Below are 22,126 nucleotides of genomic sequence, written 5' to 3'. Positions count from 1 at the left end.
CCACTCCGGCGGGTTTTTTATGGTGTATAAATCGCAGCCTCTCTTGACATATATCATCCCTGAAGCTTATGTTCAGCCCTGAATGTAATCTTGGGATACAAAATGTTAACAAAAGATTTCGAGCTGCTGAAGATCACTTGCGGTGACCTGAGTCTGGATCAGCCTGCACCCTGGGATATTTGCGATAATAAGGGCGGTGTTTTGTTACCCCAGGGTACCCGAATTGATTCGGAAGATTTTAAAAAGCTACTCGAACAGGTGGGCTATTTTGCCAGGGAGATTGCAGCAAAAACGCCCCAGCCGATTCGCTTCAAAGGTAAGGTCAACCCTTTTGCCGAATTCGATGATCTGTGCGTGCAACTGGAGGCAACCTTCAAACGCCTGGAGTCGAAACAAAAGTTTGCTCCCCATCTGATCAAAAAACGTTTTCAGACTCTGGTGGTGCAGATTCAGGGATTGGTTAACTACGATGCCGATGCCTTGATGGGGGCGGTGCACCTGACGGAAGAATTTGAATATCCCATCCAGCATCCCATGCAGATTGCGGTGCTCACCGAGCTGATTCTGGCGCGCCTGCAAGTCAGCCAAGAGGTTCGTGTCAGTGTGCTCTGCGCTGCCTTGACCTGCAATCTGGCAATGAATCCCTACCAGAAACGCCTGGATCAACAAAAAGGGCCACTTCTGCCCGCCCAGAAAGACCTGATTAACCGTCACCCCCTGATCAGTGCTGAAATGCTGCATCAGGCCGGTGTTGATGATCACCTCTGGCTGGAGCTGGTCAGTCAGCATCATGAAAAGCTGGATGGCAGCGGTTACCCGCATGGACTGAAAAGTGAGGACATCCGTCACGAAGCACGAATCCTGGCACTGGGTGATGTCTACTCGGCGATGGTGACCCCCAGAGGTTATCGTGGACCGATCAAACTCAAGGATTCCCTCAAGGATCTGTTCGAGCAAAGGGGCAAGGCTTTTGACAGTAAGTTGACCCAGATTTTCATTATGGAGCTGGGGCTCTATCCACCGGGTGTTTATGTGCGCCTGAGTAATGGTGATCTGGCGGTTGTGGTCGGTCGTACTGACAATCCCAAATGCCCCAGAGTTGCCAGTATTCGCCGGTCGGATGGCTATATGTACCCTTCACCCTTGAAAAGGGATCTGCGCCAGAGTGATGTTGCAGTCAAGCATGTCTGTGACACCAATGAAAAAATCAAGATCAACCCGGCCACTCTTTGGGGTATAGATGCGTTGCGGGTAGAAAGCCGGACGGATCTCTCCTCGGTTGATCCTTTTATGCGGGGGCTGATCTGAGCAGCGACTCTTACAAACGTTGCAATATGTAAATATGTATTGCGCCTCACCAGTGTTCGGGTTTCAATAAACCCCAAAGCGATGGCCCTGGGAGACCCGCCCGATGAGTAAACTGCTCCATAATGTTAATCAACGCACGCAAATGGCGGGGGAAAACCGTCTGGAGCTGTTGCTGTTCCGGCTGCAAAATGGCCAGCTTTACGGGATTAATGTTTTTAAAGTCAAAAAAATCATTCCCTGCCCACCCCTGACTCAGCTTCCCTATCACCACCCACATGTGGCCGGGGTGGCCAACACCATGGATGGCTCCCTGCCGATTCTGGATATGCTCAGTGCCATACAATCCGGCAAGGTCAGTGATCCCCGCAAGCAGCAGGTGATCGTTTGTGAATACAATCGCAAGATGCAGGGCTTTCTGGTCGATAAAATTGAAAACATCGTCAACATGGAATGGAGCGACATTCTGCTTCCGCCCAAGGGAATCGGCCATCGCCATTATCTGACCTCGGTCACCCGCTACGAGGGGCGGCTGGTGGAAATCATTGATGTTGAAAAAGTGATTTCTGAAGTCACACCCGCAGCGGAAGAGATGAATGCCAGCATCGGGGAAGATTTCAGTGAGCTGAAAAGTTCGGAAGTGCCCCGCAAGGTGCTGGTGGTGGATGATTCCGTGGTGGCTCGCAACCAGATCAAGCGTTGTCTGGAAAAGGTGGAGCTGGAAGCGGTGCTCCTCAAGGATGGCAAACAGGCGCTGGAACACCTGCAGGCCATGGCCGATGAAGGCAAAAAGCCCTGGGAAGAATACCTGCTGATGATTTCCGATATTGAAATGCCGGAAATGGATGGCTACACCCTGACCCGCCAGGTCAAACAGGACCCGCGCATGCAGGAGCTGTTTATCCTGATGCACACCTCCCTGTCCGGGGTATTCAATGAATCCATGGTGAAAAAGGTGGGGGCCGACAACTTTATTGCCAAGTTTGATGCCGATGAGCTGGCGCTTGCCGTTCTGGATCACTTTCGCAAACGCACGGCTCCCGGCGCTGCCTGAGTTTTTTACGCGTCTTCCATGGCCTTCTGAATGGCTTCCATCACCCGTGTGCCGTTGAAGGGCTTGACGATATAGCCATTGGCACCGGCCGCGATGGCTTTTTTGACGCTGGAGGCCTGGGAATCACCGGTGATCATGACGACCCCGGTCTGGGGGGCTTCTTCCTTGATTCGGGCCAACACATCGAGACCGTTCATTTCCGGCATTTCAATGTCCAGGCAAACGACCCTGGGTTTGAGTTCCCGAAACAGCTTCAAGGCTTGATGGCCATCACCCGCCTCACCGACGACATCAAACCCCTTGGATTTGATGATCTGTTTCAAGAGACTTCGCATGACCGAAGTGTCATCAACAATTAACACGCGTTTGTTGCTGGGGCTGTTCATGGGTCGGGTATCAGGATCTGCAGGGTTGGAAGGGTGAAGCACCGGGATTATACTGAATTGAAGTGTACAGGATCATCCGCCGGTTGATAAGTGAAGGGTCATGCCGCATAAAGTCCGACAAATACAAGCACAACAGCGCCGCTTCCGCAACTGGATGTTACTGGCCGGCTGGAGCCTGGCCGTACTGATCAGCCTGCTGGCCGCTTTCGGTGCTCAGGGCCACCTTCTGACCAGTGTGATGGTTCTGGCTCTGGGGGTGGGTCTGGTGGCCTTGTTGTGGATGGACAAGCGCACCGGACGGGCACTGGATTACGCTCGGGAAAAAAGTGAAGCCCTGGAGAAGGTGACCGATGCCTTGCGCCAGCGTGAATTTGCCATGGATCAGCACAGCATCATCAGCATGACCGACCCGGAAGGATGCATCACCTATGCCAATGATCTTTTTGTTGCCATCAGTGGCTATTCCAGGGAAGAGCTATACGGCAATACCCATCGTTTGATCAACTCCGGTCACCACCCGCAGGAATTTTTTACGGTCATGTGGAATCAGATCACCCAGGGCTTGGTCTGGCATGGGGAAATCAAAAACATCAACAAGGCAAAAGAAGTTTACTGGGTGGCCGCCACCCTGGTGCCCCTACTGGATCAAAACGGCCAGCCGGAAGCCTATATTTCCATCCGCACCGATATCACCCGTCAAAAACAGCTGGAAGAAAGCCTTTCCCAGCAAAACAAAGAGCTTCAGGAACTGACCGACCACCTCAGCGAGCATTCGCACCTCCTGACTGAAATCATTGAAGCCATTCCCCTGCCGGTTTACCTCAAGGACAACCAGGGCCGTTACCAGCAACTCAATCGGGCTTTTGAAGAATATTTTGGCATCCAACGTGAAGACTATCTGGGCAGGGATGTTTTTGACCTTCTTGAAGTGGAAACAGCCAGAGTGCACCACAGCAAGGATCAGCAGCTCTTTCGCGAACAAGGCCGCCAGAGCTACCAGGCCCGCAATCAGCGTTCGGATGGACATTTTGCCGATGCTGTTTACAAGAAGGCGGCACTGCTCTCTGCCGATGGTCAGGCCCGGGGTCTCGTGGGTGTTATCTTTGATGTCACGGAACGCCAGCACTGGGAGGCCGGTCTGGTTGAGGCCCGCAAAGCGGCTGAAGCAGCCAACCAGGCAAAAAGCCAGTTTCTGGCCAACATGAGCCATGAAATCCGCACCCCCATGAATGGCATTCTGGGCATGCTGGATCTGGTGCTGGAAACTCGACTGGACTCAGAGCAAAAGGAGCACCTGGATCTGGCACGACTTTCTGCAGAGCACCTGCTGGAAATAATTAATCACCTGCTGGATATCTCCAAGATTGAAGCGGGCAAGCTGGGTCTTCAGCCCAGCGTTTTTAACCTGCATGAACTTCTGGATCAAACCCTGCGCAGCCTTTCCAGCCGTGCCCAGGCCAAGGGCCTGAAGCTTGTGTACGATCCGGGGGAGGGCTTGCCTTCTTATGTGTATGCCGACCCTGCACGTTTGCGCCAGATGCTGATCAACCTGCTGGGTAATGCCATCAAGTTCACCCAGAAGGGCGAGGTGCGCCTGCAGGTTCGCTGCCTGGATTGCCAGAGTAAGCAGGCGCGGGTGGAATTGCAGGTGACCGATACCGGCATTGGCATGTCGGCTGAAGAGCTGGAAAAGGTATTTGAACCCTTTGAGCAGGTTCAGTCGGAACGCAACCGCCAGTTTGAAGGCACCGGCCTGGGTCTGGCCATTGTCAAACAACTGGCGGCAATGATGGGCGGGGAAGTCAGTGCCTCCAGTGAACCGGAGGTCGGCTCAACCTTTATCCTGCACCTGCCGCTGCTTCTGGCTGAAAAACCTGCCGACTTATCGGAAACCGACCCGACCCATCACTTGCCAACGGCTGCAGCAGCTTTTTGCAAGGGTTTAAAGCTGCTGGTGGCCGAGGACAACCTGGTGAACCAGAAACTGGCTGTGAAGCTGCTGGAAAAACAGCAGCATCAGGTCACCGTGGTGGCGGATGGTCAACAGGCTCTTCAGCGATTGCAGCAGGAATCTTTTGACCTGGTGTTGATGGACATGATGATGCCTGTTATGGATGGGCTGGAAGCCACTCGCCAGTGGCGCCAATGGGAAGAAGACCAGCAACGGGTCTTGACCCCCATCATTGCCATGACCGCCAATGCCATGCAGGGCGACCGGGAGCGCTGCCTGGCTGAAGGCATGCAGGGCTATGTCCCCAAGCCCGTTCATGCCCAGGTGCTCTACAGAGAAATCGATCGGGTCATGGCAACCCGCCAGCCCGGAGCGCAAGAGACCTTTCTGGAGTCGCCACGCCCGAAACCTGCAACAGAATTTGACTGGGATCTGGCCCTGGACAACCTGGGTGCCGATGCCAGCCTGTTGCGCATGGCACTGCAGATGTTTGTGGATGAGTATCCTGAGCATAAAGCCCAGTTGCATGCCGCCTGGCAGAGCGGTGATCTCCGGGCACTGGGTGCAGTGGCGCATACTCTGAAAAGTCTGCTGGCCACTTTTGCAGCCTATCCCGCGCAAAAGGAAGCCGAACGCCTGGAGTTCCTGGCAAAGCAGGGGGCCGATCACCCAGAACTGAAAGCCGTGTTGGAGAAGCTACAAAAACGCCTGGATGTTCTTTTGCCGCTTTTGCATCAGCAGTTGCAAAACCAATAAAAAACACCGGTTACTTACCCGAAAGATGCTTCTGGATGTCAGCCAGTTCAGGTGTTTGATTGGGTTTGCCTTGATTCGTATCAATAATTTTTAAATTAAATCCCTTTAAGGTGGCCTGTTACCCATCCATAAAAAAACCTGGTTTGAAAATTGCTTTGCTTAAGGAAGGCAACTGAACAGCAAGAGGAACAAAAAATGAGGATCAATGAGCCGGTTACAGGCAAGGAGCTGCGGGTACCCGATGATATCCAGCTGATCACGATCACGGACCTGAAAGGTATCATTACCTTTGCCAATGATGCTTTTGTGAAGGTTTCCGGTTATCAGCGCGATGAACTGATCGGCCAAAACCACAACCTGATTCGTCACCCTGATATGCCACCGGGTGCCTTTGCCAACCTTTGGGAAACGGTCAAAGCTGGCCGCTCCTGGAAAGGGCTGGTCAAGAACCGTTGCAAAAACGGCGACCACTACTGGGTGGATGCCTATGTGACACCGGTTCGTCAGGATGGCCGGATTGTTGAATACCAATCCGTGCGTATTGCGGCCCCCCGCAAGGCGCTTCCACGTGCAGAAAAAGTCTATCGCCAGTGGCGTCAGGGCAAGTTGCCGGGTTTTCTGACGCGCCCCTCGCTTTCACTGCGTTATCAACTGGTACTCACCGCCTTACTGCCCAGCCTGGTAGTCGCAGTCGCCCTGGCCGCAATGCAGAACTGGCTGGGCAGCGCTCTGGCGGGCTTGGCCGGGCTGGTTGCTGCAGCCTTTTTACAGCTGCAGACCCAGGGTTTGCGCAGTTTGCACCGGGCCGCCGAGAAGGTTACGGACAATCGCCTCATGAACTACCTCTATACGGGGCGCAAAGACGAACTGGGAGCCATAGGTTTTGCCCTGCGAACCCGGTCATCGGAGTTGCGGGCGGTGGTGGCCAGGCTGCACAACAACTCCGGCTACCTGCGTCGCAGCAAATCCCGTTCTGATGAACGCCTGTTTGAGGCTTTTCAGTACATTGATGAGCAAGGCAGCCGGGTGCAGGAGATTCAGCAGGCCATGCAGGAACAAATGCAGAGTCTGGAACAGGTGCAAAGCAGTACAGAACGCACAGCAGAGGCAGCCAGCCAATCGCAGGTGGCAACCCGGGAAGGACAGGAGAAGATCACCCAGGTGGCCGGTGCCATCGCTCACCAGTCCCAGGAACTGGAGGAAGCCAAACAGCAGGTAGCCAGCCTGGCAGCCAGCAGTGAACAGATCGGCACAGTGATTGATGTCATCACCAATGTTGCAGAACAAACCAACCTACTGGCGCTGAATGCAGCCATTGAAGCAGCCCGGGCCGGTGAAGCCGGACGCGGATTTGCGGTGGTGGCTGATGAAGTTCGTGGGCTGGCGCTGCGGACTCATGAATCCACCCAGCAGGTGAAAGCCATTATCGACCAGTTGCAGGAAGACACCCAGGGTTCTGTGGCTGCGATAGAAAAGGGCGTGACTGCCTCCCAGGAAACGGTGGCCCTGGCAGATGCCATGCGCACCTCGCTGGAAGAAGTGTTGGGGGCTGTGGACCAGATCAATGACCTGGCTGTGGAAGTGGCCGACATGACCCGCCAGCAGTCAGCCCTGGGGGAACAGACCCGCCAGCAGGTGACCGAATTGGCCGACCTGGCCGGTCAGTCTGTTGAAGCGGGTGAGGCCGCCAAACACCAGTCTGACAAACTGGACAAGCAGGTCGCCAACCTGCATCTACTGGCGGAAAACTTTATCTACAGCCTTAACAGCCAGCGTCAACAGTAGCGAATTGCTGTAATGATGTAGCAGGCCCGCCCTTCAGGGGTGGGCAGTTGCACTTCTTCATCCAGCTGCTTGCCCAGCAGCAGCCGTGAGCGGGGTGCATCAATGCTCATCAGTCCCTTGCTGGCATCGGCTTCATCCGGTCCCACTATTCGCCAGGTTTGTTCCTTACCCTCTTCATCTTCCAGTGTGACCCAGGCCCCAAAGTAAACCCGATCAAGGTCGGCAGGCTGGCGATCCACCACCCGCAACTCATCCAGGCGCTTGTCGAGGTAACCGATGCGCGATAAAGTGCGATTCAGTTCGCGTTTATTATAGGTATAATCGGCATTTTCACTGCGATCCCCATTGGCAGCGGCTTCCTGAACCTTGGTGGCCAGCTCGGGGTGCCTGACCCGCCATAAAAAATCCCGTGTTGAACGTAATTTTTGGTAGCCTTCCTGAGTAATCAAGTTGGTTTTTTCTTCAGCTCTGGGATCGGTGGCTGGATCTCGCCAGCGTTGCGTGTAACGCCCTTGCATGGGGCCTCCTTAATTACACAGCTTCCAAGCGCTCAACCATGTCTGGATACTGCGCCACCAGCTTGATCAACAAAGCTGCCTGGGTATTGGGTTTGGCCTTTTCGCGTTCCCAGTTTCTCAGGGTCTCGGTACTGGTGCGGATATGCCGAGCAAACACTGCCTGGGACATGTGCATTTTCTCACGCAGGCTAATAATTTCTGCTGCAGTAATCTGGGGAGCTGGCTTTTCTTCCAGAGCAATCTGGCGCAGTGTGATCTTGCCCTCACGATGAGCAGCCATTTCATCAACGCCCTGCATCAATTCATCAAAAAGATTACGCTTTTTCATTGGATACCCCGTTTTTTCAGCTCTTCAGTAATAGCCTTCTTTAACTGTTTTTCCTGCGCAGGAGTCAGGTTTTCCATTTCATCCTTGTCATAGATTGCAAACATCCAAAATTGTCCCCGCTGACGTAGCCAGTAATAGATCACCCGCAACCCACCCCGTTTACCTTTGCCTCGGCGACTATCTATCCAGCGCAGCTTGCGGAAACCACCAGTACGTGGCATCACATCGCCACTTTCTGGGGCAGCAAGTAAATGCTGCTGCAAACGAAGATAGCTATCGTCAGGTAAGTAATCAGGCAAGGTTGCAGTAAAAAGACTGGTTTCAAAGAAGATTGCTTTCATTTGCAAACTATAGGCAAGTTGCCAGTGGTTTGCAAATGGTGGAGCGCACCTGAACAACGGTCGGAACTCCACAAATTCCGAGAGCCTGTTTCATTCCTGGCGACAGGCTTTCTATCTTTTCGGCAATCCAATCCACCAACCCGTAGCCATCAATAACAGTAATATTCTGGTCAGCGGAGCAACCACCACATCCCCCTCGCGAACAGCGAAAAAACGCCTGATTTGGTTTGCCCAGCGTCGAATACCATAAGCCGAGTCAGTTTCTGAAATCGCTTTTGCAGCATCACCTATTTCAGAAAAATTGAAGTCAGACCAGCCGACCCCAACGATAGATTTTTTGATTAAGCTGGGGCTACTACGCACCAGATAATATTTTGGAGTGAAGTCTGTCATGGAAATTCCCGCTTTGAAGGTCATTTTTGCTATTCTTCCCGACTGATCAGGGTGATACCCGTCAATTTACCATCAGGAGCAACTTATGACATCAGCCCCTTATCCTCACCCGGATGTTGAACTGGTCTCCAACAAACCGGTCTATCAGGGGTTTTTCAGCATGCACAAGCTGCGTCTCAGGCACCGGCGTTTTGCCGGGGACTGGACGGCAACGATGAGCCGTGAGCTTTTGTATCGCGGTCATGCCGTGGGTGTTTTGGCCTATGATCCCCGCCTGGATCAGGTGGTGATGGTCGAACAGTTTCGGGTTGGGGCACTGAAGGATCCACAAGGCCCCTGGTTGATTGAGTTGATTGCCGGATTAGTGGAAAGCGGTGAAGAAACACAAGAGGTTGCCCGGCGGGAGGCTTATGAAGAAGCCGGCCTGAAGCTGGGTACTCTGGAAAAACTCTTTACCTATTATTCCAGCCCGGGCGGTACGGATGAAAAGGTAACCCTGTATTGCGGACTGGTGGATGCCAGTCAGGCAGGAGGGATTCATGGTCTGGCCGAGGAAAATGAAGACATCCGGGTTGTGGTAAAGTCACGTGAGGAAGCCTTTGCCGAAGCCTGTCAGGGTCGGGCAGCCAATGCCATGAGTCTGATTGGCTTGCAGTGGCTGCAAAGCAACTATTTACGCCTGCAACACCCTTCTGAAATCTGAAAGAGTTCATTTATGCCGCGCCGCTACGTCGCTGATCTTCAGCGTTTACAAAGAGATGCTGCTGCCAATTATCTGCTGTTACAGCGCCTCTGGAAGGCTCCCGAGGAAGGCTGGATCAGTTTTGGCTTGCGTCATGCCGGGCGCGATCTGGGCAGCTTGACCCTGCGGCAACTGGAGCGCACCCGCTGGACAGAACTTTTGGAACTGCAGCTGGATGTGACCCGGTCGCATCCTTTTCTACAGCCTGCACTTTTACAGGTGCGCAGTTATCATGATGTCCGTTTAAGCGAAGTCACTGCATTTCAAAAACGCCAAACCAGAGAAGGCCGCTACAGCTACCCCAATGAAGAAATGTTTCACCCCGATGAGAAGGTTCAGGTCAATACCTTCCTGGGTGAAACCCTGAGATTTGCCCTGGACAAAGGCTACAGCCTGGAACTGGAAGCCAGCGATGACTAAGCCTTTGCGTCTTCTGCAACTGACCGACCTGCACCTGCTGGCCGATCCCCAGGCCCGCTTCAAGGGAGTGGACACCCGGGCCCAACTGCTCCGGGCCTTACAGGAAGCCAGGCGCCTGGCCCCGGATTTATTGCTGCTCACCGGAGATCTGGCACAGGATGAAAACTTGGGCAGCTACGAATGGCTGGTCACCCAGTTGCAAAACACTGGCTTGCCCTGGCACTGGTTGCCAGGTAATCATGATGATCCTGAGTTGATGGCTCGCTTTGCCCCCGCTGTTTTTTATCAACAGCTTCAGGGCTGGCAACTGTTGGGGCTGAATACCCGCTGGCCGGGCCATGCGGCTGGCCAGTTGCCTGAGGGCGAGTTGCAGCGGCTGGATGAGGCCTTGTCAGCCGACAAGCCTTTGCTGATTGCCATGCACCATCATCCTTTGGCGGTGGGTAGCCGCTGGATGGATGCTATAGCTCTGCAAAACAGTGGAGACTTCTGGCAGCGCTTGCAAAGCTACCCACACCCGGTGGTGGTGATCTGTGGACATGTTCATCAGGAACAAAGCTGGCAGCAGCAGGGGGTCAGTGTTTACTCCACACCGGCAACCGCTCTGCAATTTGCGCCTGGCCAGGATGTTTTTCAGCTGGACGAACAGGCTTCGCCGGGTTTACGCTGGATTGATCTGGCACCCCAGGGGCACTGGAAAACCGGGGTGTGGCGATTTTAAAAGTTGGGTTTACTCACAAACTGAGTGGACAGGCATGTGGATAACTTTAGTACAAACACCCACAAGTGACTCTGGGTGGCGAGTTCAGATTTCTGGTTAATAAATCACCAGCTAGGAAACATCCAACAATGAACCCTGAAGAAGCTTCAAAAATCCCTGTATGGCTGCAAAACCGCCTGGTGATCGGTGCCAAGGAAGTTGTTTTTTTTCCCGACCTGAACCTGAGGGTCAAAGCCAAAGTGGACACCGGAGCCAAAACCTCCAGCCTGCATGCTTATGAAATCACCACCGAACTCAGAGGCAACCAGCAGTGGGTCAGCTTTACCACCACCAGCGAAGACCCTGACGAGGGAAAGCCTATTCGCGTCAGCCAGCCGGTTTACGACAAACGCCTGATCCGCAGCTCCAATGGTGAGGAAAGCCAGCGTTATGTAATCCGCCTGTGGATGCAGCTGGGCCCGGTCAAACAAAGAATTGAAGTGACCCTGGCGGATCGCTCCAAAATGAAGTATCCCATGCTGCTGGGGCGTGTTGCCTTGGAAGAACGGTTTTTAGTCGCCCCCGGTGCCAGCTATTTGCTTGGTGCTACTGAATCGCAGCACCAAACGTAATAGTTCATCAGGGGCTGCCCAGGCCTTCGGCAATGGTCTCCAGCAGGGCCTGACGCTTGTAGGGTTTGCCCAGCATTTTGGCAGGAAGTTGTTTCCCGAATTGTTGAGGCAGGGCGTTTTCTGTAAAGCCGGAGGTGAAAATGATCGGCAGCTCCGGGTAAAGCTGGTTGGCTTTTTCAGCCAGCTGCAGGCCATTGAGCTGGCCGGGCATGATGATGTCGGTAAACAGCAGGTCAATGGCCTGGCCGGAGCCGGACTCCAGGATGGCCAGAGCCTGATCCCCGGTTTCAGCTTCTATGACCCGGTAACCGGCATCCTCCAGCTGAATCACTGCAAACTCTCTGACCAGGTCATTGTCTTCAGCAATCAACAGGGTTTTGCCGCCGGACTTGTTTTTATCGGCTGGCTTGTCGGCTGGTTGTTGGGGTTTGTATCCATTTGCTCTGGGAAGGTAAAGCCGGAAACAGCTGCCCTGCTCAGGCTCTGAGTAAACACTGATGTGCCCCCCGGATTGCTTGATAAAACCGAACACCATACTCAACCCCAGACCCGTGCCCCTGGCTTTGTCCTTGGTGGTGAAAAAAGGCTCAAAGATATGGTCGAGAATATCCGGATGAATGCCCGTACCATGATCTGAAATGGCCAGCATGACGTAATCACCGGGAAGAACTTCGGCATGGCGCGCCGCATAGTCATCGTCCAGGGTGACATTGGCTGTTTCCAACTGCACAACACCACCCTCGGGTGAGGCATCACGGGCATTGATGACCAGATTGAGGAGGCTGCTTTCCAGGTAGGACTCATCAATCAGCGCTGTCCAGAGGTTTTCTTCGGGGGCCAGATGAATTTCCATGCGCTCACCCACGGAGCTGTTCAAAAGCGGCAGCATCTCCTGCATCAGAAAATTGATATTGATATCCCTGGGTTGCAATATCTGCTTGCGGGCAAAAGTCAGCAAGCCGCGCGTGAGCTGGGCCCCCCGATCCGCAGCCCGCGCTGAGGTTTTTGCCAGAGCCTGCAGGCGGGGTTCCTTGTCCAGCAGCTCCACCAGCAGCTCCAGATTGCCACTGATGACCGTCAAGAGGTTGTTGAAGTCATGGGCAATGCCCCCGGTTAACTGTCCGATGGATTCCATGCGCTGGCTATGCTGCAACTGCTGCTGTAATTCTTTCTTTTCGGTAATGTCTCTTTCCACGGCCACCCAGTGGGTGAACCAGCCGGTTTCATCGGCCAGGGGAACAATATCCAGCTCGAACCAGAAGGCCTCACCGTTCTTCTTGTAGTTGAGCAGCTCGCCGCGCACCGACTGCCACTTGCGCATGGCATGACCAATGCGTTTGGCTTCAGCCTGCTGAGTCCCCGGCCCCTGTAGTAAACGCGGTGACTGACCTATAACTTCCTCTTTGGAATAACCGGTAATCCGTTCAAAAGCTTCATTCACAAAAACAATTCTGGGCCCCGGAGCAGTCATGGGCTCTGCTTCGGTGATGATGATGACATCATTGAGCCGGGACACAGCGGTACGCAGCAGCTTGAGTTCTTCCTGGGCCTTATGCTGTTCGGTGATGTCCCGGAAATAGATGCTGACGCCACCCTGAAAGGGGTAGATGCTGAGACTGTACCAGTTGCCTGCGTGGGTATTGTCCTCCAGCTGGCGGGGCTGACCCGTGCGCATGACCTGTTGGACGGCCTCTATGGTGGCTCGACCCTGCTGAACCACCGGATGCTCCACAAAAGCCTGGCCCAGAAGCTCCTCTTCGGACTGGTTCAATACCTGGGTAGCCATCTCATTGACATAGGTAAAGCAGAGATTCTCATCCAGGGTTGCAAAACCATCAGCAATACTTTCCAGGACAATATTCAAACGCTCCAGGAGTTTGTCTTTTTCCTGCAGTAGCTGTTTTTGATCGTGAATACTCATGGAAGAACCCAGCCAGCCGCGGATACTGCCGTCCTTCTCGCGCAAGGGTATAGCTGTTAACAGGTGCCAGACATAGTTGCCCTGGGCATAGCGAAAGCGGAATTCATGGCGGTATTCTTTACCTTGTTTAAGTCCTTTTTGCCAGGCATCCAAGGTGCTTTGACGATCTTCAGGATGAATATAATCGGGCCAGTGTTGCTTGAGTGTTTCAGAGTCCACACCCAACTGGCCGGAGAGCTGTTCACTGACAAAATCAATCTCACCTTCATTATTTGCAGTCCAGATACTCAAGGGCAGGGTTTTGGACAAGGCAATGAAACGCTCTTTTTCAGCCACTAAATCCTGCAGCTGTTCATCCATCAAAAGCTGCTGGCGCAGATGCTGGAATTCGGCACGTCGCAGATAGGCCAGTAACCAACCGGTTGCCAAAATGGCTGCTGTGGCCAGTAAGCGGTTGGCCAGCACATACAGCATGGAAAAGTCTTCCGGTGCAGCCGGTGAGATCAAAAAGCCCAACCAGGTGAACGCCAGCGTGATGAAAACCAGGGGCCAAAGCAAGCCGGGGCGCTTGCAGGCCACCGTTAAAAGCAGCAAAGGAACATAGAGTACGCCATGCGCAAAACCCAGTTGGGTCCAGGCATCGGCAGCCAGAATCAGCAGCAGGAGTGTTCCCATCAACAGGGTTGCGGTCAAGCGTTGGTGCAAGAGGAACTGCATGCTGAAACACCCCGTTTTTAGGTAATTCTACCTAGTTAAAATGTAATTTCTACGAATATTAAACCTGCCATACCAATACCATAATGAATCCAGATAGCAATTAATGTTTCAAGCGTGCCATCAGTACCAGTTGGGCCAGGACGGCAACAGAGCGGATATTGAGTTTTTTGAAGATATTGGCTTTATGGGCTTCAGCGGTACGGGTACTGACGCAGAGCTGATCAGCAATTTCAGTGGCGGTCAGGCCTTCAGCAGCAAGACGGGCAACGGTTTTTTCCCGTTCGGATAAAACCTGAAGACGCTGTTCAGCCTCGATAAAGCCAGCATTTTCTTCCCGCGCCTGTTGATGGCTCTTCATGGCTTCGCGCACGGTTTCGATCAAGAGATCATTGGAAAGAGGTTTTTGCACCAGAGTGAAAGCACCGCCTGACATGGCTCTGACAGTGGTCGCCACATCGGCATTACCACTGTAGATGATCACCGGCAGATCGATTTGCCGCTCAATCAGAGAGCGTTGCAGTTCCAGGCCACTCATATGGGGCATGCGCAGATCAAGAATCAGGCAGCTGTTTTCAGGTTCCAGACTGGCAGCAAGAAAGTCTTTGGCCTGATTGAAGGTGGTGACGGTAAAACCGGCAAAAGTAAACACGGAGTCCAGTGTTTCCAGAACCAGTTCATCATCATCAACCACATAAACATGAGGTGTTGCGTTCATCTCAGCGTCCTTAGCAGTCACCAGCTCACTCAGTGACGAGTGAGAACACTTAGAAGTGTATAGAAATACATGACATTTGACCCGTAAGTTTTCAGGTCGGTTCAGGGGGTGCTCTATGACTTCATTATTTACTACCCAGAATTATGGTGATCTACTCAGTGGTACGCTTCTGCAGCGCATTCTGCAAGGTGCAGTCCTGGAGATGCAGTCCAAAATTCAGCCGCTGGTGGCGGATAACAAGCCAGCAACCGAAGAGAAATTCAAGCTGACGGGTTTGAGGGTGGATGCAGAACAGGGCCATTTGCTGCTGCGCATCCAGGGTAAGCCCGAACAACTGAGCCTGTTGGCAAAAAGCCATCTGGTTCGTCTTTTTCTGCGTTACCAGCACCAGTTGCACCAAAGTGAAGGGCTGGAGGTGATTCAAACCCAGATTCACCCGGCTTCTCTGGTGTTGACAACCCAGATACCTCAGACCCTGTCACGGGTTTATCAACGTGCCCATTTTCGGGTGCATTTTCCAGTGGGGGTCAGGGTTGAAGCTCAAGTGGTGCATAACCGTGAGATTTTTACCGGCTATCTGGTGGATTTGTCTTATGGTGGTTGCCGTATAGCCTTGCCCCTGCAGCCCAGTTTGAAACTGAGCCGTCAACTGGATGAGTTGCTGGTGAAAATCACTTTCCCCAATGGCGAAGGTTTTTCCCTGCCTGCAGAAAAAGTCACTCTGCAACCCAATACGGAATTCAGCAAAGCCCTGTTGGGCTGCCAGTTCCGGCATGACGATGCAGCCAAAAGCAAGAAAGTCATGCGCTTTATTCTGGAAAGTGAGCGGGAAGTGGCGCGCCTGAATCCGGGTCATCAACGCCAGCTGGCTGCTTCGCACCTGTTTCAATCCCAGCCCCACCTGGAGCATTTGACCCACCCTGATATTCAGGCGGTTAAAAATCCCCTGAAGCTGCAGGAAGTGACCAATCAGATCGCGGGTCAACTGCTGCTTTTGCGTGAAAAGGGCTGCTTCAGTACTGAAATCATGCAACAGACTTCATGGCACTTGCTGCGACTGATCAAGAGCGACCGTGATGCCCTTTATATGGCCATCAGCAAGCTGGAAGGCATCCATCCCCTTTTGCTGCACCATCTTCAGGTGGCTTCACGCTTTTATCCCTTGGCCAAGAAAATGGGCTTCAGTGGTCATTATGAGCATGCCTTGATGGCCTCGCTGCTTATGCATGATGTCGGACGCATCCTGGTGGATGGCAGAGATGTTTGTGCATTTCTGGGAGAACTGCCCTTTGCCCAGCGTAAGGAGTATAAATCAGCCCTGCTGCTGGTGGTTCGGGCTATTGCGCAATTGCACTGGGTGCCCCGCAGTCTGGGTGAAGATATTCTGGTCAATGCCAATGAACGCCTGGACGGCAGCGGTTTTCCACGGGGCTTGAAAGGTAATCGCCTGGATGCTCTGGCTCGCGGTCTGGCAGTGGTCAAGCAGCTGCATTGCCTGACCAGCCCTGAAGCTGGAAGTGGGCGAATGACCTGGCTGGAAGCTTATGAGTGTTTGAAAGCCCAACCGGAAAAATTTGATGTCACCCTGGTGGACTACTTTGTGAAGCTGAATGGCCTTTACCCTGTCGGCACCTGTATCGCTTTTGAAAAAGGCTATGTGGGCTGCGTGACCCAGGTTGATCGTGAAGGTGAACCTTCCGAGCTGGAACTGCTGATGAATCTGAACAACCCCTCTGAAAAGCTTGAGGGGGTCAAGGTCACCAGTCAGTATGCCAAGTCCATGGGGCGCATTACCGGAGAATATGATTTCCGCTCCGTAAAAGGAGTGGCCGCATGAATGACAGAACTCTGCCGAAAACCCTCCTGCCGGAGCCTGCTCGCAACCTGAGTGCCTGGCAGGTTATAGCTGTACTGAGCATGATTTGGATACTCATGATGCTATCCACAGGGAGTCATTACAGTTTGATTCATCAAGTCTTCTATCCTGCTTTACTCCTGGCGGGTTTCCTGCTGGCTTATTTGCTGCGCCAAAATATCCGTTTGAAGCATCAGCTTACCCAGCAGCAAACTGTGTACCAGGATGCTCTGACCGGTTTGCCCAATCGAACGGCTCTGGAAAAAGAACTGAAGCTGAGTGTGCAGACGAGTCAGAATTCCGGCAGGGGTGTGGCCCTGTTGTTCATTGATCTGGATGATTTCAAACCGGTGAATGATAGTCTGGGGCATTCCATTGGTGATCAGATGCTGATTGAGGTGGCGGAACGCCTGGCGGTTTGTCTTCCCAAACCTGCCCTTTTAACCCGCTTTGGTGGGGATGAATTTGTTGTGGTTCTGCCGGATCTGGGTGAGTCCTGTGAAGCTCTGCCACTGGTGAAACAACTGCTCAGAGTGGTGGCGTGCAATTATCTGATTGAGGGGGTGCCCTTGCAGATTTCCGCCAGCATTGGTGGTGCCTATTATGACGGCTGCCAGGAGCTCACAGCGAATCAATTGATTCAACAGGCAGATATGGCCATGTACAAGGCCAAGCGTAATGGTCACAACCAATTTCACTGGTATGACAAGTGCATGGAAACCAAATTGCATCGCCGTGTGCAACTGAGAAATGACCTGCAGCAAGCTTTGGATGAGGAAACCATGGAGCTGCATTATCAGCCGCTGGTGGATGCCAGCACTGGTGGTATCGTCAGTGTTGAGGCTTTATTGCGCTGGGAACACCCGGAAAAAGGCTACATTTCCCCCGCCGACTTTGTTCCCCTGGCTGAAGAAACCGGGCAGATCATTCAACTGACCGAGTGGACGCTACAGCGGGCCTGCCGGGATCTTCACTATTTGCACAGCCTGGATATTTCACAGGTGGCGGTTAATGTTTCCGCCATTCAATTGTTGAAACCAGGTTTTATAGACTCTTTGCGAAAACTGCTGAAAATTCATGAAATCCAGCCGGGACAGCTGGAAGTGGAGTTAACCGAGAATGTGCTGTTGGAGGATGCCGAGTTGGGTAAGCAGTTGATCAACGAACTGCGTGAAATGGGAGTCAGGGTGAGCATGGATGATTTTGGCACCGGCTTTTCCAGCCTTAGTTATTTGCAGAACCTGCATCTGGACAAGATCAAACTGGATAAATGCTTCATTGATGATATTGTCATTAATCACCAGAGCGCAATGATTGTGGAGACGATTATCAGGCTGGCGCAACAACTGGGCATGAAAGTGGTTGCCGAGGGAGTGGAAACCGGTGAGCAGGCCACCTTACTGAAAAACCTGGGCTGTGATTATCTGCAGGGCTTTTATTACAGCAAAGCCATCCGCAAGGAAAGGCTCCAGTTTTTCAATGAAAGTTGAGCAAATGTAGATTGCCGGTTTTGTTGGGGAGTGGTACAAAGGCTGCCTTTCTTTTGTATCTTTCATGATGGCCGGGCCAGGTAGGTTGACTATGCATTTTGCTCTTTTGTCCCGTAATGCTTCCCTTTATTCCACCCGTCGTCTGGTGGAAGCAGCTGAAGAACGCGGACACACCGCCAGGGTGATCGACACCCTGCGCTGCTACATGAACATCACCTCTCACAAGCCCAGTATTCATTACAAGGGGGAGGATCTGGAGCACTTTGATGCCGTGATTCCGCGCATCGGCGCCTCGGTGACTTTTTACGGAGCAGCGGTGGTGCGCCAGTTTGAGATGATGGGGGCTTACACGCTTAATGAATCCGTGGCGATTACCCGCTCACGGGACAAACTGCGGTCTCTGCAGCTTTTGTCGCGCAAGGGTGTGGGTTTGCCGGTCACCGGCTTTGCCCACTCACCGGACGATATTCCCGACTTGATTCGCATGGTCGGTGGAGCACCTCTGGTGATCAAGCTCCTGGAAGGTACCCAGGGCATCGGTGTAGTGCTGGCCGAAACCGAAAAGGCGGCAGAAAGCGTGATCCAGGCTTTTATGGGTTTGAAGGCCAACATCATGGTGCAGGAGTACATCAAGGAAGCTGGCGGTGCGGATATTCGCTGCTTTGTGATCGGTGACAAGGTGGTGGCTGCCATGAAGCGTCAGGCCGCACCGGGCGAGTTCCGCTCCAACCTGCACCGCGGTGGCCAGGCTGAACTCATCAAGATTACACCGGAAGAGCGCTCGACAGCCATCCGGGCCGCCAAAGCCATGGGTCTGAGGGTCTGTGGAGTGGATCTGCTGCGCTCCAACCACGGAGCTGTGGTCATGGAAGTCAACTCCTCCCCCGGCCTGGAAGGCATTGAAGAAGCCACGGGCAAGGATGTGGCCGGGCAGATTATTGACTACATTGAAAAGAACGCCGCTCCCAATAAAAACCGAACCCAGGGGCGGGGGTAAAAGGCAGGTAAAGACTGGGTTGTCGATTGACCAGATTCCACCGAGGTGCTGGAGAAACAAGATTTTAAGGAGTCCTAGTCATGGATCTGTTCAAAAAAATAAAAAAACCAATTACAGGCTCGTCCTTCACAGATAAGGATGCCTCTTCGGATTTGAAAAATCTGACGGTTCTCTATGTTGAGGATAACCAGGATGTGCGCTCGCAACTCTCTCTCTTCCTGAAAAGGCGCTTTGCCAGGGTTCTGGTTGCTCATGATGGGGCTGAAGGCTTGCGCCTTTATACTCAGGAATCCACGCCGCCTGATCTGGTCATCAGTGATATTCGCATGCCGGGCATGGATGGTCTGGAAATGGCGGAACACATCAAATCGCTGAACCCCCAGCAGCCCATTATTATGACCACCGCCCATGAGGAAACCGACTACCTGCTCAAGGCCATAGATCTGGGCGTGGATAAGTTCATTCTCAAGCCTGTGGAAGCCCGCCAACTCCATTCCACTTTATTGCACCTTGCTGAACAGCTGGAAGCCAGAAAGCAACTGGAAGCGGCCCGTCGTGCTCTGGAAGCCAGTGAAGCCCGCTACCGAACGCTGTTCTGGACGGCCATGGATGCTTTATGCATTTTTTCCTGGCGAGATCTGCAAATTCTTGAGGTCAACCGTCAGCACCAGGTGCTTTTTGATCACTCTTTCCGGGAAGTGGAGGGTGATAGCCTCACTCGCCTCTTCCACCAACAGGACTTCAATGAAGTTAGAAAGCTTCTGGAAACAAGCAGTAATCAGCAGGAAGTGATGCTGGTGAATTTGCAGAAGGCCTGTGGAGATGCCTTTCCCGCCGAAATGGCGGTTGCCTGTCTGACCAACAGTGACCAGGAGCTGGGTCTGCTCACCACCCGGGATGCCAGCGATCGTCTGACGGGTATGGAGGAACAGGAAGCTCTGGTCGAGGTGTTGGAAATGACCATCAATGCCCTGGATGAGCTGTCGCAGCCGCAAATGCCACCCTCTTGATGCCTTGATTTGATTCTTTGAGTTATCTATACAATAATTATACAGAAATTGTTGTCGGCTACACTTCTACAACAGAGTCATATTGGGCAGGCTGGGCATATCTGCTAAGGTATTAAAAAATTGTATCTAATATGCAGGCTTGTTCCTGTTCACTGGCAGATGGAGAAATGCAACTATGGCGCTTGTACGTAATCATCAGGGGGCTTCATCCTCCTCGACGACAGAAAGCCAGACCGCTCACTCGGCTTCCAGCCCCCGACAGAACGATGAAGCCTTGAAAGCCCGTCGACGAGCCCGCACTCTGGCTCGCAAGCAGCAGTTATCCGAACGTATTGCCAGTGCAGTGACCGAGCTGAATGCCGGGAGTGGCGAGATTTCTGCTGCCGCTGAAGAATTACAGGCCGCCACCACCCAGATTGCTTCCGGGGCTGAACAGGCCTCCGGTGCCGCCCAGGAAACCCAGCAGGTGGTGCGCCAGGTTAATGATGCGATAGAAACCCAGACTGAATCCACTAAGGAAGCCAGTCAGCGTCTGCAAAGAATGCACCGGCGGGTCAATGAGGTTTCGGAAAAAGTCGAGACGATGATTGACTCCATCCGTCAATCCATTGAGCGCCAGGGTCGGGCTGTGGATGCAGCCGAATTACTGGCCAAGCGTTCCGATGAAATCGGGGAAATCGTTGAAGCGGTTATCCATATCGCCGACCAGACCAACCTGCTGGCCTTGAATGCCGCCATAGAAGCTGCCAGTGCCGGACAGCATGGCCGGGGCTTTGCCGTTGTGGCGGATGAAGTTCGGGCTTTGGCAGAAACCTCGCAGAATTCCGCGAATAAAATCCAGGAAGTGGTGGAGAACATTCAAAACCGCGTGAAAACCCTGGTGGAAGAAACCAATCGTTCAGCCGAATCCAGCCGTGAAGACATGAAGGTGGCCGATGCCGTTGTTGATCAACTGGGTCAGGTACGCACCTCCATGGACGAGATGGTCAACCAGGGTGAGGAAATTGCCCGGGCCGTGTCTGAAGCCGTCAAGGGCGTTCGCCTGTTGAGCCAGGAAGGGGAAACCATTGCCTCGGCTGCGGAAGAGCAGGCTTCTGCCTGTAATCAGGCGATTCGTATGGTGGAACAACAAAACCAGGCCCTGGTTCAGGCGCGGGATTCCACCCAGAATCTGGCTGTGCTCACCGAAGACCTGAAAGTGAACAGTGATGCTGATAAAAGCGGGGAAGAAGTGGCTGCGGCCACGGAAGATCTGGCCGCTGCCATTGAAGAAGTCAACCGGGCTGCCAATGAAGTGGCTACAGCGATAGAGCAGATCAACCGGGGGGCCAAGCAGCAAAGTCAGGCTTCCAGTAAAGCCGCTTCTGCAGTTCGTCAGCTGTCTGCTGCTTCCAATCAGTCTGCGGAGCTGGTTCAGGGCATTCTGGAAGCCGGCAAGAAAGCCAGAGAACTGATTCAGACCAATCGTCAGGAGGTGATCAGCCTGGCTGACAGTGTGCAGGAAAGCGTCAAGGAAGTGCGCCGGGCCCGCGAGCAGATCCGGGAACTGGATCTGCTCCTGCGTCAGATCAACAAGGTGATGAACACCATTGACAAGGTGAATATCCAGACCAGCATGCTGGCGGTCAATGGCGGCATAGAAGCAGCCCGGGCCGGTGAGCATGGCAAGGGTTTTGTGGTGGTCGCCACGGACATCCGCAATCTTTCCTATGATGCCAATGAAAATTCTGATCGTATTCTGGAAGTGATTGAATCCGCCCAGGATGATATCGCCAATGTCCGTCATATCATGGATGACATCAGTGATGCTGCAGCCCAGGATGCCGAGAAGAATGCCGGTACGGTTCGTGACCTGGAAGATGTGGAAGAAGCCATGAATCGGGTTCTGACCGGCAATGATGAAATTGCTGCAGCCTCCGAGCAGATCAAGGTTTCTGTGGAGGAAGCCACCAAGGGGATCGAACAGATTGCCGGTGCTGCCGAGGAAGCCGATCAGGCAACCAGCGAAGCGGCAGCAGCCTCGCGTCAGCAAGCCACCAGTACCGAACAGCTGGCCAAGGCGACCGAGGAAATTGCTTCCCTGGCTGACGAACTCCAGACACTCGAATAA

Annotated in this window: 20 protein-coding genes; 13 read left to right on the top strand and 7 right to left on the bottom strand. The window is 53.2% G+C overall.

Annotation, left to right across the window (positions count from 1 at the left end; genetic code table 11):
* The first annotated feature begins 102 nt into the window (after window positions 1-102).
* Both LG323_RS06585 and LG323_RS06580 read left to right on the top strand, forming a co-directional pair.
* Window positions 103-1,308 (top strand): HD-GYP domain-containing protein, encoded by a 1,206-nt coding sequence (locus tag LG323_RS06585; protein ID WP_404419946.1) that lies wholly within the window; start codon window positions 103-105, stop codon window positions 1,306-1,308.
* Between the two features lie 103 nt (window positions 1,309-1,411).
* Entirely contained in the window at window positions 1,412-2,359 is a 948-nt protein-coding gene (locus LG323_RS06580) for a chemotaxis protein CheV (protein ID WP_310696677.1), read from the top strand.
* A 5-nt stretch (window positions 2,360-2,364) separates the two neighbouring features.
* Here LG323_RS06580 and LG323_RS06575 read toward each other — a convergent pair whose 3' ends face one another.
* Window positions 2,365-2,745 (bottom strand): response regulator, encoded by a 381-nt coding sequence (locus LG323_RS06575; protein WP_404419945.1) that lies wholly within the window; start codon window positions 2,743-2,745, stop codon window positions 2,365-2,367.
* Between the two features lie 100 nt (window positions 2,746-2,845).
* Here LG323_RS06575 and LG323_RS06570 point away from each other — a divergent pair, with 100 nt between their 5' ends.
* Together LG323_RS06570 and LG323_RS06565 are read left to right on the top strand one after the other, a co-directional pair.
* A complete protein-coding gene (locus LG323_RS06570; protein WP_404419944.1) occupies window positions 2,846-5,452 on the top strand; it encodes a PAS domain S-box protein in 2,607 nt (868 codons plus the stop codon).
* 195 nt (window positions 5,453-5,647) lie between these two features.
* A complete protein-coding gene (locus LG323_RS06565) occupies window positions 5,648-7,237 on the top strand; it encodes a methyl-accepting chemotaxis protein (RefSeq protein ID WP_404419943.1) in 1,590 nt (529 codons plus the stop codon).
* Here LG323_RS06565 and greB read toward each other — a convergent pair.
* The 4 genes from greB to LG323_RS06545 all read right to left on the bottom strand — a co-directional run bounded on the left by greB (window position 7,228) and on the right by LG323_RS06545 (window position 8,841).
* Window positions 7,228-7,755, bottom strand: a complete 528-nt coding sequence (gene greB / locus LG323_RS06560; RefSeq protein ID WP_404419942.1) for a transcription elongation factor GreB — start codon at window positions 7,753-7,755, stop codon at window positions 7,228-7,230. The genes LG323_RS06565 and greB overlap by 10 nt on opposite strands.
* Before the next feature lie 13 nt (window positions 7,756-7,768).
* Window positions 7,769-8,083 (bottom strand): helix-turn-helix domain-containing protein, encoded by a 315-nt coding sequence (locus tag LG323_RS06555; protein WP_404419941.1) that lies wholly within the window; start codon window positions 8,081-8,083, stop codon window positions 7,769-7,771.
* Window positions 8,080-8,424, bottom strand: a complete 345-nt coding sequence (locus tag LG323_RS06550; RefSeq protein ID WP_404419940.1) for a toxin — start codon at window positions 8,422-8,424, stop codon at window positions 8,080-8,082. The genes LG323_RS06555 and LG323_RS06550 overlap by 4 nt, the downstream gene beginning before the upstream one ends.
* Window positions 8,425-8,535: 111 nt before the next feature.
* Complete coding sequence (locus LG323_RS06545; RefSeq protein WP_404419939.1) at window positions 8,536-8,841, bottom strand: hypothetical protein; 306 nt, start codon at window positions 8,839-8,841, stop codon at window positions 8,536-8,538.
* Between the two features lie 61 nt (window positions 8,842-8,902).
* Between LG323_RS06545 and LG323_RS06540 the strand changes: the two genes are divergently transcribed.
* From LG323_RS06540 to LG323_RS06525, 4 genes are all read left to right on the top strand, one after another.
* Window positions 8,903-9,520, top strand: a complete 618-nt coding sequence (locus tag LG323_RS06540; RefSeq protein WP_404419938.1) for an NUDIX domain-containing protein — start codon at window positions 8,903-8,905, stop codon at window positions 9,518-9,520.
* Between the two features lie 12 nt (window positions 9,521-9,532).
* Window positions 9,533-9,979: a DUF1249 domain-containing protein gene (locus LG323_RS06535; protein ID WP_404419937.1), complete on the top strand. Its 447-nt coding sequence runs from the start codon at window positions 9,533-9,535 to the stop codon at window positions 9,977-9,979.
* On the top strand, window positions 9,972-10,700 hold the full coding sequence (locus LG323_RS06530) for a metallophosphoesterase (RefSeq protein ID WP_404419936.1): 729 nt from the start codon (window positions 9,972-9,974) through the stop codon (window positions 10,698-10,700). Before LG323_RS06535 ends, LG323_RS06530 begins: the two co-directional genes overlap by 8 nt.
* Before the next feature lie 128 nt (window positions 10,701-10,828).
* The gene (locus LG323_RS06525) at window positions 10,829-11,311 is read left to right on the top strand and encodes an ATP-dependent zinc protease (RefSeq protein WP_404419935.1); all 483 of its coding nucleotides are present in this window, start codon (window positions 10,829-10,831) and stop codon (window positions 11,309-11,311) included.
* Window positions 11,312-11,318: 7 nt separating this feature from the next.
* Here LG323_RS06525 and LG323_RS06520 read toward each other — a convergent pair whose 3' ends face one another.
* Window positions 11,319-13,949, bottom strand: a complete 2,631-nt coding sequence (locus LG323_RS06520; RefSeq protein ID WP_404419934.1) for a PAS domain S-box protein — start codon at window positions 13,947-13,949, stop codon at window positions 11,319-11,321.
* 100 nt (window positions 13,950-14,049) lie between these two features.
* Window positions 14,050-14,664 carry a response regulator transcription factor gene (locus LG323_RS06515; protein WP_404419933.1) on the bottom strand — a complete coding sequence of 205 codons (615 nt, stop codon included), beginning with the start codon at window positions 14,662-14,664 and terminating at the stop codon, window positions 14,050-14,052.
* A gap of 115 nt (window positions 14,665-14,779) precedes the next feature.
* Between LG323_RS06515 and LG323_RS06510 the strand changes: the two genes are divergently transcribed.
* The 5 genes from LG323_RS06510 to LG323_RS06490 all read left to right on the top strand — a co-directional run bounded on the left by LG323_RS06510 (window position 14,780) and on the right by LG323_RS06490 (window position 22,126).
* Window positions 14,780-16,501 (top strand): PilZ domain-containing protein, encoded by a 1,722-nt coding sequence (locus tag LG323_RS06510; RefSeq protein ID WP_404419932.1) that lies wholly within the window; start codon window positions 14,780-14,782, stop codon window positions 16,499-16,501.
* Entirely contained in the window at window positions 16,498-18,009 is a 1,512-nt protein-coding gene (locus LG323_RS06505) for a putative bifunctional diguanylate cyclase/phosphodiesterase (protein WP_404419931.1), read from the top strand. The genes LG323_RS06510 and LG323_RS06505 overlap by 4 nt, the downstream gene beginning before the upstream one ends.
* 91 nt (window positions 18,010-18,100) lie before the next feature.
* The gene (gene rimK / locus LG323_RS06500) at window positions 18,101-19,006 is read left to right on the top strand and encodes a 30S ribosomal protein S6--L-glutamate ligase (RefSeq protein ID WP_404419930.1); all 906 of its coding nucleotides are present in this window, start codon (window positions 18,101-18,103) and stop codon (window positions 19,004-19,006) included.
* Window positions 19,007-19,086: 80 nt separating this feature from the next.
* Complete coding sequence (locus LG323_RS06495; RefSeq protein WP_404419929.1) at window positions 19,087-20,016, top strand: response regulator; 930 nt, start codon at window positions 19,087-19,089, stop codon at window positions 20,014-20,016.
* A gap of 175 nt (window positions 20,017-20,191) precedes the next feature.
* On the top strand, window positions 20,192-22,126 hold the full coding sequence (locus LG323_RS06490) for a methyl-accepting chemotaxis protein (protein ID WP_404419928.1): 1,935 nt from the start codon (window positions 20,192-20,194) through the stop codon (window positions 22,124-22,126).

The sequence above is a fragment of the Marinospirillum sp. genome (genome assembly GCF_044810985.1).
Lineage (GTDB): Bacteria > Pseudomonadota > Gammaproteobacteria > Pseudomonadales > Halomonadaceae > Marinospirillum.
Note: the sequence above shows the minus strand (reverse complement) of the source record. Positions and strands in the feature narration are given on the sequence as shown.